The organism is Brevibacillus choshinensis (genome assembly GCF_016811915.1).
In the GTDB taxonomy this organism is placed as follows: domain Bacteria; phylum Bacillota; class Bacilli; order Brevibacillales; family Brevibacillaceae; genus Brevibacillus; species Brevibacillus choshinensis_A.
In genome coordinates this window covers 1,872,971-1,888,272 of the sequence record NZ_CP069127.1, presented here as the reverse complement: position 1 = coordinate 1,888,272, position 15,302 = coordinate 1,872,971, and the positions used below count along the sequence as shown (strand labels likewise).

Annotated in this window: 14 protein-coding genes and 1 pseudogene; 3 read left to right on the top strand and 12 right to left on the bottom strand. The window is 53.6% G+C overall.

Features of this window, described 5'->3' with window-relative positions:
• Positions 1-51: 51 nt before the first annotated feature.
• The 9 genes from lonB to racE form a co-directional block, all read right to left on the bottom strand.
• Complete coding sequence (lonB, locus tag JNE38_RS09675) at positions 52-1,749, bottom strand: ATP-dependent protease LonB (protein ID WP_203356360.1); 1,698 nt, start codon at positions 1,747-1,749, stop codon at positions 52-54.
• A gap of 165 nt (positions 1,750-1,914) precedes the next feature.
• Positions 1,915-3,180: an ATP-dependent protease ATP-binding subunit ClpX gene (gene clpX / locus JNE38_RS09670; RefSeq protein ID WP_203356359.1), complete on the bottom strand. Its 1,266-nt coding sequence runs from the start codon at positions 3,178-3,180 to the stop codon at positions 1,915-1,917.
• Between the two features lie 20 nt (positions 3,181-3,200).
• Positions 3,201-3,782: an ATP-dependent Clp endopeptidase proteolytic subunit ClpP gene (gene clpP, locus JNE38_RS09665; protein ID WP_092273954.1), complete on the bottom strand. Its 582-nt coding sequence runs from the start codon at positions 3,780-3,782 to the stop codon at positions 3,201-3,203.
• 308 nt (positions 3,783-4,090) lie between these two features.
• Entirely contained in the window at positions 4,091-5,383 is a 1,293-nt protein-coding gene (gene tig / locus JNE38_RS09660; RefSeq protein WP_203356358.1) for a trigger factor, read from the bottom strand.
• Positions 5,384-5,525: 142 nt separating this feature from the next.
• The gene (locus tag JNE38_RS09655) at positions 5,526-6,050 is read right to left on the bottom strand and encodes a YfcE family phosphodiesterase (protein WP_203356357.1); all 525 of its coding nucleotides are present in this window, start codon (positions 6,048-6,050) and stop codon (positions 5,526-5,528) included.
• Between the two features lie 54 nt (positions 6,051-6,104).
• Complete coding sequence (locus tag JNE38_RS09650) at positions 6,105-6,698, bottom strand: XTP/dITP diphosphatase (protein WP_203356356.1); 594 nt, start codon at positions 6,696-6,698, stop codon at positions 6,105-6,107.
• Positions 6,691-7,452: a ribonuclease PH gene (gene rph, locus JNE38_RS09645; protein ID WP_203356355.1), complete on the bottom strand. Its 762-nt coding sequence runs from the start codon at positions 7,450-7,452 to the stop codon at positions 6,691-6,693. The genes JNE38_RS09650 and rph overlap by 8 nt, the downstream gene beginning before the upstream one ends.
• Positions 7,453-7,717: 265 nt before the next feature.
• Complete coding sequence (locus JNE38_RS09640; RefSeq protein WP_203356354.1) at positions 7,718-8,770, bottom strand: GerMN domain-containing protein; 1,053 nt, start codon at positions 8,768-8,770, stop codon at positions 7,718-7,720.
• A 77-nt stretch (positions 8,771-8,847) separates the two neighbouring features.
• Complete coding sequence (gene racE, locus JNE38_RS09635) at positions 8,848-9,672, bottom strand: glutamate racemase (RefSeq protein ID WP_203356353.1); 825 nt, start codon at positions 9,670-9,672, stop codon at positions 8,848-8,850.
• 170 nt (positions 9,673-9,842) lie between these two features.
• Between racE and JNE38_RS09630 the strand changes: the two are divergent.
• A pseudogene (locus JNE38_RS09630) lies at positions 9,843-10,801 on the top strand (superoxide dismutase).
• Positions 10,802-10,879: 78 nt separating this feature from the next.
• On the opposite strand, the gene JNE38_RS09625 reads toward JNE38_RS09630, so the two are convergent.
• Positions 10,880-11,788 (bottom strand): PhzF family phenazine biosynthesis protein, encoded by a 909-nt coding sequence (locus JNE38_RS09625; protein WP_203356352.1) that lies wholly within the window; start codon positions 11,786-11,788, stop codon positions 10,880-10,882.
• Positions 11,789-11,915: 127 nt separating this feature from the next.
• On the opposite strand from JNE38_RS09625, the gene JNE38_RS09620 reads away from it, so the two are divergent.
• Both JNE38_RS09620 and JNE38_RS09615 read left to right on the top strand, forming a co-directional pair.
• On the top strand, positions 11,916-12,794 hold the full coding sequence (locus JNE38_RS09620) for a LysR family transcriptional regulator (protein ID WP_203356351.1): 879 nt from the start codon (positions 11,916-11,918) through the stop codon (positions 12,792-12,794).
• Between the two features lie 16 nt (positions 12,795-12,810).
• Entirely contained in the window at positions 12,811-13,188 is a 378-nt protein-coding gene (locus JNE38_RS09615) for a DUF3899 domain-containing protein (protein ID WP_203356350.1), read from the top strand.
• Between the two features lie 137 nt (positions 13,189-13,325).
• Here the strand turns inward: JNE38_RS09615 and JNE38_RS09610 are convergent, their stop codons facing one another.
• Positions 13,326-14,276 (bottom strand): ABC transporter ATP-binding protein, encoded by a 951-nt coding sequence (locus tag JNE38_RS09610; protein WP_203356349.1) that lies wholly within the window; start codon positions 14,274-14,276, stop codon positions 13,326-13,328.
• On the bottom strand, positions 14,273-15,295 hold the full coding sequence (locus tag JNE38_RS09605; RefSeq protein ID WP_203356348.1) for an ABC transporter ATP-binding protein: 1,023 nt from the start codon (positions 15,293-15,295) through the stop codon (positions 14,273-14,275). The genes JNE38_RS09610 and JNE38_RS09605 overlap by 4 nt, the downstream gene beginning before the upstream one ends.
• Positions 15,296-15,302: the final 7 nt, after the last annotated feature.

The following is a 15,302-nucleotide window of genomic DNA, read 5'->3' as shown; positions in this document are numbered from 1 at the left end:
CATTGTAGCGCAAACGCAAACCGATGTCTAATTTGCATGCGCTCCCGAGTGTTACAAGGAAAATGGCGAAGATGCCAGATCCTCCGCAGGCAATTGAAGAGTGAAGCCTGCTGTCTCAGCCTCAGGTTGAACCTGCTCTGGCACTGCCAGATGAATCACCTGAGCAACCGTGGCTACCGGGATGATTTCGATTCCGTGCATCTCGGCAAAAATGCTTTGCCAGTTCTCCTCCGGAATAAGCACACGCGTCGCTCCCGCTTGTTTAGCCGCTTCCACTTTGGCCACAACGCCACCCACTGGCTTTACTTTCCCGTGAATGCTCACTTCACCCGTCATCGCCAACTGATTGTCGACCGGAATCCCACGGATCGCCGAGTAAATCGCTGTCGCAATCGTGATCCCGGCAGATGGACCGTCAACGGGAATCCCGCCAGGAAAATTAATATGCAGATCGTAATCATAGGGACGCACGCCCATCCGATGAAGCACGGTCAACACATTTTCCACCGACCCTTTGGCCATGGATTTCCGTCGAATGGTCCTGCTGCGGCTGCCCATTTCTTCTTCCTCTGCCATGCCCGTAACCGCCATTCTCCCTTGACCGGGCACCATAGCCGGTGAAGCCGTGACCTCCAGCTCCATGACACTGCCCATGTTGGGACCGTACACAGCAAGTCCGTTTACCAAGCCGACCTGCGGCGTCTCATGCACCTGCTTTTCAGGGCGGGGCGACTTTTGACTGCTGTGCATGACCCATTCTACATCCGCAGCTATGATATTATTACGTTCCTCGGTCAGAGCGAGTCCTGCCGCGATTTGCAATGTATTGATCGCTTCCCGACCATTGGTCGCATAGCGTTCGATCACAGACACCGCCGCATCGTCAATCGCCAGATCCATCTTTCCTACGGCCGTCCTTACAATGCTGCCGATTTCTCCCGGCTTCAAAGGGCGGAAGAAGATTTCCAGACAGCGCGAGCGCAACGCAGCCGGCAGCTCCTCCGGCAGTCTCGTCGTCGCACCTACCAAGCGGAAATCAGCAGGAAGTCCGTACTTGAACACATCATGAATATGCGATGGGATTTGAGTGTTTTCCTCGCTGTAATAAGCGCTCTCCAGCATGACTTTGCGATCTTCCAGCACTTTCAAGAGCTTGTTCATCTGTACAGGATGAAGCTCACCGATTTCATCGAGAAACAGCATGCCCCCATGCGCTTTGGTAACCGCGCCTGGCTTTGGCTGAGGAATTCCTGCCTGTCCCAGCGAGCCCGCCCCTTGGTAAATCGGGTCATGAACGGAGCCAATCAACGGATCCGCTATTCCGCGTTCGTCAAACCGGGCAATCGTGGCATCGATCTCGATGAACTTGGCATCAGATGAAAACGGGGACAGTTGGTTCTTCTTGGCTTCCTCCAGCACGACCCTCGCTGCTGCGGTTTTCCCTACTCCCGGCGGTCCGTATACGATCACGTGCTGCGGATTGGGACCGCACAGCGCTGCTCGCAATGCTCTGAGTCCATCCTCCTGCCCCACGATTTCCTCCAATTTGGCCGGTCTTGTCTTTTCTGATAAAGGCTCAGTCAGTGCGACCATTCTCATCCGGCGAATCGAATCCAGGTCCTTTCTCGATTCCTTTTCCGTAGATGTCTTGGTATTCCGCTGCGCTCTCAGCAAGTTCCAAAAGTAGGTCCCAATTACGATCCCAACGACTACCTCGATGACGGCAATGACCAATGTCGTATAGTCCATTTGAATCCCTCCCATTGCACCTATGTAAAAGCGTCTCTTGAACTATATCTTGTAGTATTGCCCCGCAATCGTAGACGTAAACCAAACGATGGCTCGGCGAGAGGCTCTGGAAAAGACAAAAAGACCGCACCGATTGCTCGGAGCGGTCCATTTACCAGAAAATACTTATGCAGTTTCTCCGCGAACCTCATTGCCTTCTTTGTTCATGAGCTGCGGCTTTACTTTATCACGAACCGTTTCTTCGGTGATGACGCACTTGCCGACATCTTCACGAGACGGAAGCTCATACATCATGTCGAGCATGATTTGCTCGATGATCGCACGCAGTCCGCGCGCGCCGGTGTTGCGCTTGATCGCTTCCTTGGCAATCTGCAGGAGAGCACCTGCATCAAACTCAAGCTCTACTCCATCGAGGCTCAGCAGTTTTTGGTACTGCTTCACCAGGGAGTTTTTCGGCTCGGTCAAGATGCGTACGAGCGTCTCTTCATCCAGCGGCTCCAATGTAGCCAGTACCGGCAGACGACCCACGAACTCCGGAATGAGGCCGAATTTCAAGAGGTCTTCTGGCAGTACGTATTTCAGATACTCGCCCGCCTTCAGGTCTCCTTTGACTCCTTCACCGAAGTCAGCGCCGAAACCGATGACTTTTTTGCCCAAACGGCGCTTGATGATTTGCTCTACCCCGTCAAATGCACCACCGCAAATGAACAGGATATTGGAGGTATCGATCTGGATGAACTCCTGATGTGGATGCTTGCGGCCTCCTTGAGGTGGAACGCTCGCAACGGTACCTTCCAAGATTTTCAGCAGAGCTTGCTGTACGCCTTCTCCGGAAACATCACGCGTGATCGATGGGTTTTCCGATTTACGGGCCACTTTGTCGATCTCGTCGATGTAAATGATGCCTTTTTCGGCTTTCTCCACATCGTAATCAGCTGCCTGAATCAGCTTCAGCAAAATATTTTCCACGTCTTCGCCCACGTAGCCAGCTTCCGTCAAAGAAGTAGCATCCGCGATCGCAAACGGTACATTCAAAATACGAGCCAGCGTTTGCGCGAGCAAGGTTTTCCCGCTACCAGTAGGCCCGATCAGCATGATGTTGGATTTTTGCAGTTCCACATCCTCGATCTTGGCACCGGAGTTAATCCGTTTGTAGTGGTTGTACACCGCTACAGACAGGGATTTTTTCGCCAGATCCTGTCCGATGACATAGTCGTCCAGGATTTTGCGGATCTCCACCGGTTTCGGGATTTCTTTCATATCGATTTCTTCTTCAGTGCCCAGCTCTTCCTGCACAATTTCATTGCACAGCTCGATACACTCATCACAAATGTATACACCAGGACCAGCTACCAGCTTGCGCACCTGTTCCTGGGACTTGCCGCAGAAGGAGCACTTCAGTTGGCCTTTGTCGTCGTTAAACTTAAACATGCGCTTCACCTCACAACGGGTCAGTTTTTGCGTTCAATAATAGCGTCAATCAAGCCATAGGCCTTTGCGTCTTCTGCACTCATGAAATTATCGCGATCTGTATCCGCCTCTACTCGTTCAATAGGCTGACCCGTCCGCTCCGACAAAATTTCATTCAGCTGGCGCTTGGTTTTCAGAATCCAGTCGGCATGGATCCGGATGTCCTCCGCCTGCCCGCGCACACCACCGAGCGGTTGGTGAATCATGACTTCACTGTTTGGCAAGGCAAAACGCTTGCCTTTTGCACCCGCCGCCAAGAGGAAAGCCCCCATGCTCGCAGCCATTCCCACGCAAATGGTGGAAACATCTGGCTTGATGTACTGCATCGTGTCGTAAATAGCCATGCCTGCGGTTACGGAACCGCCTGGAGAGTTTATGTATAGCGATATGTCTTTGTCCGGATCTTCTGCCTGCAAAAACAGCAGTTGGGCGACGATCAGATTGGCGACTTCATCATCAATCTCTGTGCCCAAAAGGATAATCCGGTCTTTCAAGAGGCGCGAGTAGATATCATAGGAGCGTTCGCCTCTGCTCGTTTGCTCGATGACCATAGGGATCAACATATGTATGCTCCTCCTTTGCCGAAAAGAACCTCATTTTGAGGACGATTCGCGACTATGCGACCTCGACTTGCAGTGAGAAGGACTTTTGAAAATATCCATTGGTGGAAAAACAAGGCACGAGAGAATCGTGCCTTGTCATCTTCAATGATAGCAGTAAGTAAACCTCTATCGGGGTCAATTCAGGAATGAGCGACCGCGATTGAGCGGAAGGTTTACATGCGCTCCAGAATCAATAAGCGCGAGCGCATATCGATTCTGTCACGTTCAGGATAGCCCGACCACTGGTCCATCATTCGTTCTTCCTAAGCTTATGCACTTACTTTGCTTTCTGCAACCAGGAAATCTACTGTTTTGCGAGTTTGCACGTCGCGGTACAGTGCAGCCATGCCATCTTGTGCGGAGAAGATTTTGCGCAGCTCGTCAGCAGGGCGGCCATATACGCCAGCCAGCTTGTTCAGCTCTTCGTTTACATCTTCTTCCGTAGCTTCGATGTTTTCTGCTTTTCCGATTGCTTCGAGCGTCAGGGACGTACGTACACGGGATGTTGCATCTGCACGCAGTTGGTCACGCAGTTGGCTTTCATCCATACCGGAGAACTGGAAGTACAGCTCCAGTGTCATTCCTTGGTATTGGAGGCGTTGGCCGAACTCGCTTACCATTTGATCCAGCTCATGCTCAACCATGACAGCCGGCAGATCGATCTCAGCGTTTTCAGCTGCTTTCAGAACCAGCTGTTCACGAACATATTGATCTTTTTCTTGCGCGGTTTTTTCTTCGAGCTTTTTCTTGGTGTCTGCTTTCAGCTCTTCCAGCGTGTCGAACTCGCTCACGTCTTTAGCGAACTCATCGTCCAAAGCTGGCAGGTTTTTGCGCTTCAGGCTGCTGAGCTTCACTTTGAATACCGCTTCTTTACCTGCGAGGTTCGGAGAGTGGTATTCTTCTGGGAATGTTACGGTGATGTCTTTCTCTTCGCCTACGTTCATGCCGACTACTTGCTCTTCAAAGCCAGCGATGAAAGTACCGGAACCCAGCTCCAGAGAGTAGTCTTCAGCTTTTCCGCCTTCAAAAGCAACACCGTCTTGGAAGCCTTCGAAGTCGATGACTGCCAGGTCGCCGTTTTGTGCAGCGCCTTCTTCTACTGCAACCAGTTCAGCGTGGCGCTCTTGCATGCGTTTCAGCTCTGCGTCGAGGCTCTCTTCGGTTACGGAGAAATCTTTCTCTTCGATGCTCAGGTTTTTGTAATCGCCGAGCTTCACTTCTGGTTTCACGGTTACAGTCGCTTTGAAGATCAGGGTTTTCCCTTGCTCCATTTGCGCTACGTCAACTTCTGGACGGTCAACCGGCTCGATGCCAGCTTCTTTCACAGCTTGTCCGTATGCAGTAGGAAGCAGAATGTCGAGTGCATCTTGATACAAAGATTCTACACCAAAACGCGCTTCAAACATTTTGCGCGGAACTTTCCCTTTGCGGAATCCAGGAACCTGAACTTTTTGTACTACTTTTTTGAACGCTTGGTCCAATGCTGCGTCTACTTGCGAAGCATCTACTTCAACCGTCAGGACTCCCTGGTTATTCTCTACCTTTTCCCAATTTGCTGCCACGTAAACTTCCCCTCCTAGATTGGATCAAAGAACACCGTCTGCCCGATCGTGCAATCTTGATTCGGGCTCAGACGATAATATTCTAGCCATTATAACCATTCTAGTATAGCACAAATCTTTTCATTTTCAACAAGCCTCTCATTCAACGTCTAACGGAGTAATTTCCTCCCAGACTTCGGACGGGATTCCCGTGGTGATCATAGTAAGAAACGGATAGGAGAACCGTACTCTGCGTCACTCCTGTCTGTTCGATGATGGCGTAAGTGGGCACTTCAAAGCCTCGCGGCAATTGCAGGCTGCCCGGATTGAGGAACAGAATGTCCCGAACCACTCCGCATGCGGGAACATGGGAGTGTCCAAAGATCACGACATTCGCGCCCGTCTCCTCCGCGCGGTAGTGAAGGCGCAAAAGCGTGCTTTTCACGCCGTACAGATGCCCGTGGGTCTGCAGGATATGGAGGTCGCGCCATTTCGTCTCCTGTTCGGTCGGCACTTCATTGGCCGTGTCGCAGTTGCCTCGCACGAGGGTCATGCGGGAAAAGGGATCCCGATTGTGATCGACACAAAAATCGCCACAGTGCAACATTTTCTCCACCGCATGCCTGTCAGTCACCCTCTGAACTTCCCTCACCAGACCGTGGGTATCGCTTATGACCAGAATCCCCATGCTGCCCTCACTCTCCTGTTCTCTCTTTTGCGAATCGTGATGGAGCCAAAACCACTATTTCAACGCATCCAGCAATTGACGCATGGCACGTGCTCTGTGGCTGATTTGATTCTTCTCATCCGGCGAAAGCTGCGCCATCATTTTCCCCATCTGCGGCAAGTAAAAGACGGGATCGTAGCCAAAGCCGTTTGTGCCCGCGGGCTCGCGTGCGATGACTCCCTCGCATGCTCCAGTCGCAATGACTGGGTCTTGACCTGGCTCCACAAACGCCAGTGTGCAGCGAAAACGCGCGGTACGTTCTTCATCCGGCACGGAATCCATCTCTCCTAAGAGCTTACGCCAGTTTGCTTCGTCGGTCGCATTCTCGCCCGCATAACGGGCGGAGTATACGCCTGGGCTGCCGTGCAGAGCGTCAACTTCCAGACCCGAATCGTCTCCCACTGCCGGCAACCCTAAGTATGTAGAAATGGTAACTGCTTTTTTAACGGCATTGGCTTCAAACGTATCTCCGTCCTCCACCACTTCAGGAACACCGTCAAAACCCTCCAGACTGATTCCTTCCCAGCCCAATTCGGCAAAGAGCTTGTTAAACTCCTTCACTTTCCCCTGGTTGCGCGTGGCCAAAACCACCTGTTTGCGATCAGACATGGCTCTCCTCCGCTACGTTGTCGGCAAACGTCAACGGCACATCTGCCAATGCTTGTTTTTGGCCGGCAATCAGCTGATTGATCCCGGATTTGGCGAGCGCGATCATGTCCTGCAGCTGATCTGCGGTAAATGGCGCATCCTCTCCTGTTCCCTGGAGCTCGACAAATTTGCCTTTGCCAGTCATCACCACGTTCATATCGACAGTGGCGGTCGAGTCTTCTTTATAATTCAAGTCCAGCAGCGTCTCTTCCCCGATGACTCCTACCGAAGTAGCTGCCAGGAAATCGTGGAGGGGAAGCTGTTTCCACGCACCGCTAGCCACGAGCTTTTGCATCGCGTCGACCATCGCCACGAATGCCCCGGTAATAGAAGCGGTTCTCGTGCCGCCATCTGCTTGAATCACGTCGCAATCGATCCAAATCGTTCTCTCACCCATTGCTTCCAAATGAACAACGGAACGCAGAGCGCGTCCGATCAGGCGCTGGATCTCCATCGTACGTCCGCCTACTTTTCCTTTGGACGACTCCCGTGCATTTCGCGTAGCTGTCGCACGCGGGAGCATGGAGTACTCGGCTGTGATCCATCCCTTCCCGCCACCACGCATAAACGGCGGTACCCTCTCCTCCAAGGTAGCCGTGCAAATCACCTTTGTGTCTCCTACTTCAATCAGGCAAGATCCTTCTGCGTGTTTAATGTAATTGCGCGTAATGGTAATCGGGCGCAATTGGTCATGGGCGCGGCCATCCACTCTCATTCCAAGTTCCTCCTAAATCGCTTTGGTACACTTCGCTCATTATACCAGAGGCAGGATTTGGTCTGCCACTGATCAAACGCCTACTGGCTATTTGCATCAATTGCAAATATTCGCATGAATCATGGACGGCTGTATTCCTCTGCCTGAAAAAAGGTTGCGATCGGCAAGTTCGATGTTGGCAGGGGGCTGGTCTTTGTGGAGAGCCTCCCTGTCCGCGCAAAAAACACGCCCGGAAAATCGAGCGTGTTCGTGCACCTGAATTGGATTAAAACTGCATCGGATTGAGCTGGACAGGACGGCTCACCGGCTTGGTGTAGTCTGCATTGGAGAGCGGTTTCCCTTCTACCAGCAGCTGCACTTTCGGAATGCCCGTGCTCTCCGTCAAGGACAGGACGAGAGACTCCAATGCTTCCGGGCTTGCCTCCTTGCCATCGTCATACTTGAGAATGTCGCTGCTCAAGTTAACGGTGAGCAGATCCTTTTCCTGCTTCACATCCAGGACACGGGTCGTGCGAAGCAAGGAACTGAACAGCTGGGAGCCTTCTTTCGGTCCTTTGATCAGCTCTTCGACAGTCGCCTTCGCTATGTCTGCCGTGGCAGGGACCAGACGGGTGACGGGCACAAAATACGTGCGCGAGTCATCGAGCTGCCCCTGGAAGAAAACGGTGACGGAAGACGTGTTGCCTGGCACTGCGCCATCCGCCAGCTCGAGGTTGACGCCATGGCCGCGATCGAGCTGAGTGATTGGCGTGCTTGCCGCCGGCATCTCAGTCAGCGGGGTGCCGTTTACCCAGATCTGAACCGTCTTCACATTGCTAAATTCGGTCATAGCTCGAGTCACGGCGTCCAGAATCCGTTTTTCGTCCTTCTCCTCATACCCTTTAAACTCTTTGGAGAAGTCGATCGTAGCCACTCCGTTCTTGATCACGATGCCTTTTACTTCCGTCCCTTGAGGCAGAACGGCGGTAAAGCCTCCCTGCAGCAAGCTCTCTACAGGACCTCCCTTGACCATGTAGCTCAGGATCTGCTTGGCGACCCCTTCCTCTTTGGGAAGCGTCAATGACACGGGCACCACGTACCCGTTTGCATCCAAAAGATAAACGGTTCGCTCCGCGGTTCCTTTGACGGCAGTCTCTGTTCCTTGCGCAGAGCTATCAGCAGGCGCAGTCGCGTCGGGCAATTCAACCGCCACCTGCGACTGCGGCGGAGCATCAATACTCGTCGCTTCCTTTTCCGGGCCAAAGAGACCGCAGCCCGACAGCAGCAAGGCGCTGACTCCTAGAACAGCTGTCGCTTGGCCAATGCTTCGTATCTTCATTTCCCAGCCCTCCTCCAGACACTTTGTACTACCATGTATACGAGCAGGGCTTGGGTTTATGCGTTGAAAGTCGGCAATTACGATTGAAAAGACTTTTCCAAGGTGTGATGCATGACATGCACATGGCACCCCAGCCATTCTTCCGCAATCGAGCGGAAGCGGTCTGTCTCACCACTCGTCACGAACAAGTGCGAAGGTGCGCTGATCGAGGAAGCAGTCTGCGCATTTTCCCCAATCGCCGCGATCTGCTGGGAAAGCTCTCGCGCTGTTTCCTCTGCGGAGTTGATCAAGGTGACCTGATCCCCCATCACTTCTTGGATGATGGGCGCCAGCAGCGGGTAGTGCGTGCATCCGAGAATCAATGTGTCCAGCTCTTGCCCCACAAGCGGAGCCAGCGTCTCTCTCACCGCACGCCGCGCTTCATCCGAGTCGGCCATATGGTTCTCCACCAGTGGCACAAAAGCGGGACAGGCCATGCCCGTCACGGTAAGATCTTGCCCAACTCGCAGCAATGCGCGCTCATAAGCTTTTGTACGGATCGTCGTTTCAGTACCGATGACCCCGATATGACCGCTCTTGGTCGCTTGGACAGCCGCACGCGCCCCGGGATCAATGACCCCGATGACAGGGAGCGGCAGATTTGCTTTTGCTTCCTCCAAAACGACCGCTGTCGCGGTGTTGCAAGCGATGACCAACGCCTTAAGCGGGGTGTTCATCACAAAATCAATCATTTGAAAACTGTAGGCACGAATGTCCTCCGGCGATTTGGAGCCGTACGGACAACGTGCATTGTCACCTACATATAGAATCCGTTCCCCTGGCAGCTGACGCATGACTTCCTTGGCTACGGTTAATCCTCCTACTCCTGAATCAATGACGGCTATCGCTCGCTCTCTACTCATGCAGTTGTGTCTCCCCTGTTGTGATGAATATAGTACAGCATACCACTCTGACATGTGTGCTACTACCATATGCGGGGTTTAAATTTCTTGTACTCCGCGAATGCCGCACCTTCTCTGGGCGTTTTTCATACCTTGGGAGAGAGAATCGCCTATGGCAGGAGGAATGTTCATTGGAAGAGCAAACGAGACAGCTTCAAGATTGGAGCCAATGGGGACGCCAATGGATAAAGCATTTGAGGAGCCACAAGAAATTGAACCGCGAGTTGGAACGCCATTTGCACAAATTCGAGGAAACTTTCACGCAGCTGGGCAGAAAAGCGAAACGATTGAACACAAGCAGCGAGTTAGAAGAGCTTCCCCAAATGGTTGCCAAAGCTGAAGAAGTCCAGGAGCAGTTTCACCGTTTCCTGCGACTCGTACAGCTGAATGAACAGGACGCGGCTGAGACAGTCGTAACCCCTGTCTCGTACCCCGCCCAGCGCGAGCCGGTACCCGTCGCACGCCCAGTCAATGCTGGACGCCATACCCTTCCCCCGCTTCCTTATGACTATCAAGCGTTGGAGCCATACATCGATGCCGATACCATGCGCATCCATCACGATAAGCTGCACAAAAAGTACGTCGATGATCTGAATACGGCCGAGGTGAAGCTGGCAGAAGCCCGCGCAAATGGAAATTTTGATCTGGTTCGTCATTGGGAGCGGGAGCTTGCCTTCAACGGAGCCGGTCACTACCTGCATACGATCTTCTGGCCTTCCATGAGCCCAAATGGCGGCGGTGAGCCGAGCGGAGATCTCGCTGAAGCGATCAAACGCTACTTCGGCTCCTTTGATGCGTTTAAAAAGCATTTCACGCAGGCGGCCATCAAAGTGGAGGGACCTGGCTGGGCGATCCTGGTCTGGGCCCCGCGCGCGCAGCATCTGGAGATCCTGACGGCTGAAAAACATCAAAATCTTTCGCAATGGGATACCATCCCCTTCTCGCCCTAGACGTCTGGGAGCATTCTTATTTTCTCCAGTACCAAAACGAGCGGGATAAATACGTGGAGGCCTGGTGGAACATCGTTCATTGGCCCTATGTGGAGGAGCGCTTTGCACAGGCACGCAAGCTGCGCTGGCAGCCGTATTGAACCACTCCCCAATCACCACCCAAATGTAAAAGCCCCGTCAATCCGGCTGAAGCGGACTTGACGGGGGCTGCTCCTATTTCACAGGTCCTCTCTAAGACGGAGCTGACCCGCGATGGTGATATGCGCGGCACCTCCGACATGAATGACGGGATCAGCTCCTGCTGTCTCGACAGTAACAGTCAGTGTTCCTGGTCGACCCATCGCATGACCCTGGCCGATTACTAGCTGGTGGATTTCTCCTTCTCCCAAAAAGCCTTCGAGGGCAAAATAGCCTGACAAAGCTCCATTGGCTGCACCTGTGACCGGATCCTCAGGTATCCCGATCGCCGGGGCAAAATCACGGGTGTACACGTCATATCCTTCTGGCGCATCCCACGTAAACAGATGAGTCGTGGTGATGCCGTGCTCTTTGTTCAAAGCCCCCAATTCTGACAAGACCGGAATGGCCCGATCAATCGCCTCCCTCGTCCGGACAGGCACCAGCAGATGCAAGCCACCCGTCGAAGCCAGTTTCATCGGATAGCGATCATCCAGGTCTTCCGGTCGAATCCCGACCATTCGCGCGACCTCCTCCTGATTCAAGTCTATCTCCCGCACAGAGGGGCTGATCTGTGTCATCGTCACCTTTTGCAGCTTCCCTGCTTCCACTTCCAGCGCGACTGGAATGAGTCCGACATTTGTCTCGAAAACGATGGGGCGGCCCTTTTCCAGCCATCCGCGCTCCGTCGCGAGAAGCCAGGATGACCCGACTGTGGCATGCCCGCAAAAGTTGATCTCCGTGGTAGGGGTAAAATAACGGATGCGATAATCAGCCTCTGGATGATCACTCTGCATCAAAAAGGCCGACTCTGGCAGGTTCAGCTCGTTGGCAATCTGCTGCATTTGCTGTACAGTCAAAGTATCAGCATCCGGAACCACGCCAGCGGGATTCCCGGCGAAGGGGTCCTTTGTAAAGGCGTCCACGTGATAAACATTCACCAATTTCATTTCGCTCTCTCCTTTGAATGAATCGCGTCTGCTTCCTTGGTCATTATCATAATTCTCCCGCGATTCTGTGTAAAATGAGAGTTTCCCATGCTAGGCATGATATTTCCTTCATGAAAGGACGAGAGGCATGACCTTGTTTCAAATGGAGGTACTGGTAGCTGTTGCGAATATCGGCAACTTTACGCGGGCTGGGGAGGAGATCGGCCTGAGTCAATCCGGAGTGAGTCATACCATCGGTTCCTTGGAGAAAGAGCTGGGCATCTCCCTGTTTGTACGAAATCGCACTGGCGTTACGCTTACGGCAGCCGGCGAAGAAATCGTCTCCTCGGCACGGGTGATCTTGGCGCATTCGTCCCGAATCAAAGAGATTGCCTCCCAATCTTCTGGCCTGCTCCATACGACCATTCGCATCGGCTCTTTCCCGAGTGCCACCGAGCATTTGGTGCTTCCGCTCATTCGAGAGCTGGGCAGCCTGCATCCTCACTTGGAAACGCGCCTTTTTGAGGGAACGTATCCGGAAATCAAAGAGTGGATACGCACCGGAGTAATCGACGTTGGATTCCATGTCCTCCCGGAGGAAGGGTTGGATGGGATGACACTGATGCAAGATCCACTTACGGCTGTCGTGTCTGCGCAGCATCCCCTGGCAAAGGAAGGGACTGTCACCTTCGAGCAGCTCGCACAAGAGCCCTTTATCATGCCTATGGCTGGCTGTGAGCTCCTGCTCCATCAGGAATTCGGTAGAAGACAGCTGAAGCCGCAGATTAAATACGAAGTCGTGGACAACGCGACCATTCTCGCAATGGTGGAAGCCGGAATCGGCGTGACCGTCGTTCCCACGCTCACGCTGCCACCAACACTTCCCCAAGTAAAAGCGATAGAGCTTTCGCCCCCTGTCTATCGGCAGATCGGGCTCGTCGTCCGTTCCCTCCACGAATGCTCGCCATCCATCTTGGCATTTTTGCGGGAAGCGGAGCGATTTTTTTCCACATTCACATCGAAGTAAAGGACGTGCACTTACCTTGAAAAAATGGACGTACTCTCTTCTCGCGTTGGTCATGGCAAGCAGCGTCGCGCTAGGGCTCATCGCCCAGACATCGGCCTTGCTTCCACTCATTAACCAGAGCTTTCTTTTCGGGCTCTTTTTCGTGATCTTCGGCTGCATCGCTCTCGTCATCCGATCCGGGTTCTTCACCGCGTTCGCGCGAGGCCTCCAGCAATTGAAGGAACTTTTTTTCCGCAAGCCACGCGTCCTGGACAGTGATCTTTATTCGGCTGACGACCCTTCCTTTCAGCGAAAAAAAGAGGCGATCCTGCGTACCGGAACGTCTCTATTCCTCGTATCCGGTTTCGGCATGATCTTGTTTTCCCTTGTCCTCACCTGCTTCTATTACGCGTAAAGAAGCTGCCGCTCTCACATCTTTGCTGCCTTTTCGATGCGGGGAATAGCGTCGTGAAGGGTGAGAGTTTCCTAAAATCAAAAACGAAAACACAAAGAGACGTTCTGATGCGAACGTCTCTTTTCCCTATTGATCTGTTAGTCCTCGAATAAATGACAAGCCACCCAGTGGCCCGCTTCCGCTTCCTTCCAAATCGGCTCCACCTGTGCGCATCGCTCCATCGCAGCAGGACATCTCGTCCGAAACCCGCATCCGCTCGGCTTGTTGGCCGGACTCGGCAGATCTCCTTGCAAAACGATGCGCTCCCGCTTCATGGTGGGGTCAGGCACCGGAACGGAGGAGAGCAGCGCTTTCGTATAAGGATGAAGCGGTCTCGCGTACAAAGCATGGCTGGCAGCGAGCTCGACCATTTTCCCCAAATACATGACGCCGATCCGGTTGGAGATATGTTTTACCATCGACAGATCATGGGCGATGAACAAATACGTCAACCCTTTGTCCCGCTGCAGATCTTCAAGCAAATTGACGACCTGCGCCTGGATGGAAACGTCGAGCGCGGAAATGGGCTCGTCCGCGATGATGAATTCGGGCTCTACCGCGAGAGCCCTGGCGATTCCGATTCGCTGACGCTGCCCGCCGCTGAATTCATGGGGGAACCGCTGCGCATGATCCTTGTGCAAGCCGACGAGTGATAAAAGCTCGGCTACCCGCTCCCGGCGCATGCCTTTGGAAAGCCCATGGATGTCCAGCCCCTCTGCGATGATGTCTTCTACGGTCATGCGCGGATTCAGGCTGGCCTGCGGATCCTGAAAGATCATCTGGACGTCCCGGTTGAACTGCCCTGCGTCCTTGCCGCGCAGCTGATGTACGTTCTTTCCTTTGAAAATCACTTCACCGCCGGTATTTTCATAGAGGCGGATGATCGTGCGCCCGAGGGTCGACTTGCCGCAGCCGCTCTCTCCCACCAGCCCCAGCGTCTCCCCCCTTTGAATGGTGAAGGAAACCCCATCTACAGCTTTCAGCTCAAAATCCCCGCCGGTGGAAAAGTACTTTTTCAAATCGCGAACTTCAAGCAATGCGTCTGTCATACTCCTTGCCTCCCTGCTGCAACCAGCTCGTCGATGCGTGGTGCGCGTGAATCATGCAGCCAGCAAGCCGCTCTGTGATCTCCACCAAACTCGGTCGCCGCCGGCATTTGCCGATCGCAGATTTCCATCGCGAATTCGCAGCGAGCCGCAAAGGGACACCCTTTTGGAGGATGGAACAGGTCTGGCGGCGTGCCGTCAATCGGGACCAACCGCTGCTTCTCCCCTTCATCCAGGCGAGGCAGCGATCGCATCAATCCCCACGTGTATGGATGACGCGGATTGGCAAATACATCTTCGACCGAGCCTGTCTCCACCACGATGCCCGCGTACATGACCACCATGCGATGCGCAATTTCTGCCACGACACCCAAGTCATGCGTGATGATGACGACGGACAGCTCTTGCTCCTCCTGCAGACGTCTCAGCAAATCCAGAATTTGCGCCTGGATCGTCACATCGAGTGCGGTGGTCGGCTCATCGGCGATCACGAGCTTGGGCTGGCAGGCGAGCGCGATGGCGATGACGACCCGCTGGCGCATACCGCCGCTGAACTGGTGCGGATATTGGTCGACTCGCTGCTCCGGATCGGGAATGCCGACGAGTCGCAGCATTTCGATGGCCCGCTTCCGTGCCTCCTCGCGCGTTACCTTTTGACTGCGGACAAACCCTTCTACAATCTGGGTCCCCACCTTCATCGTCGGATTCAGTGCCGTCATCGGGTCCTGGAACACCATGCCGATTTCGGTGCCGCGAATCGCGAGCAGCTCGTTTTTCGGCAGCTGGCTGATTTCCCTCCCTTCAAAAACGACCTTTCCGCCGACGATCTTCCCTGGCGGATTCGGGATCAGCCCCATGATCGCTTGTGCGGTCACGCTTTTGCCGCAGCCGCTCTCCCCTACGATCGCGACCGTCTCGCCTTTATCGACATGGAACGAGACGCCGCGAACCGCCTGCACTTCGCCGCCATATGTTTTAAAATTGACTTTCAAATCCTCAATCTCCAGCAAATGCTTGGTCATCACAAAG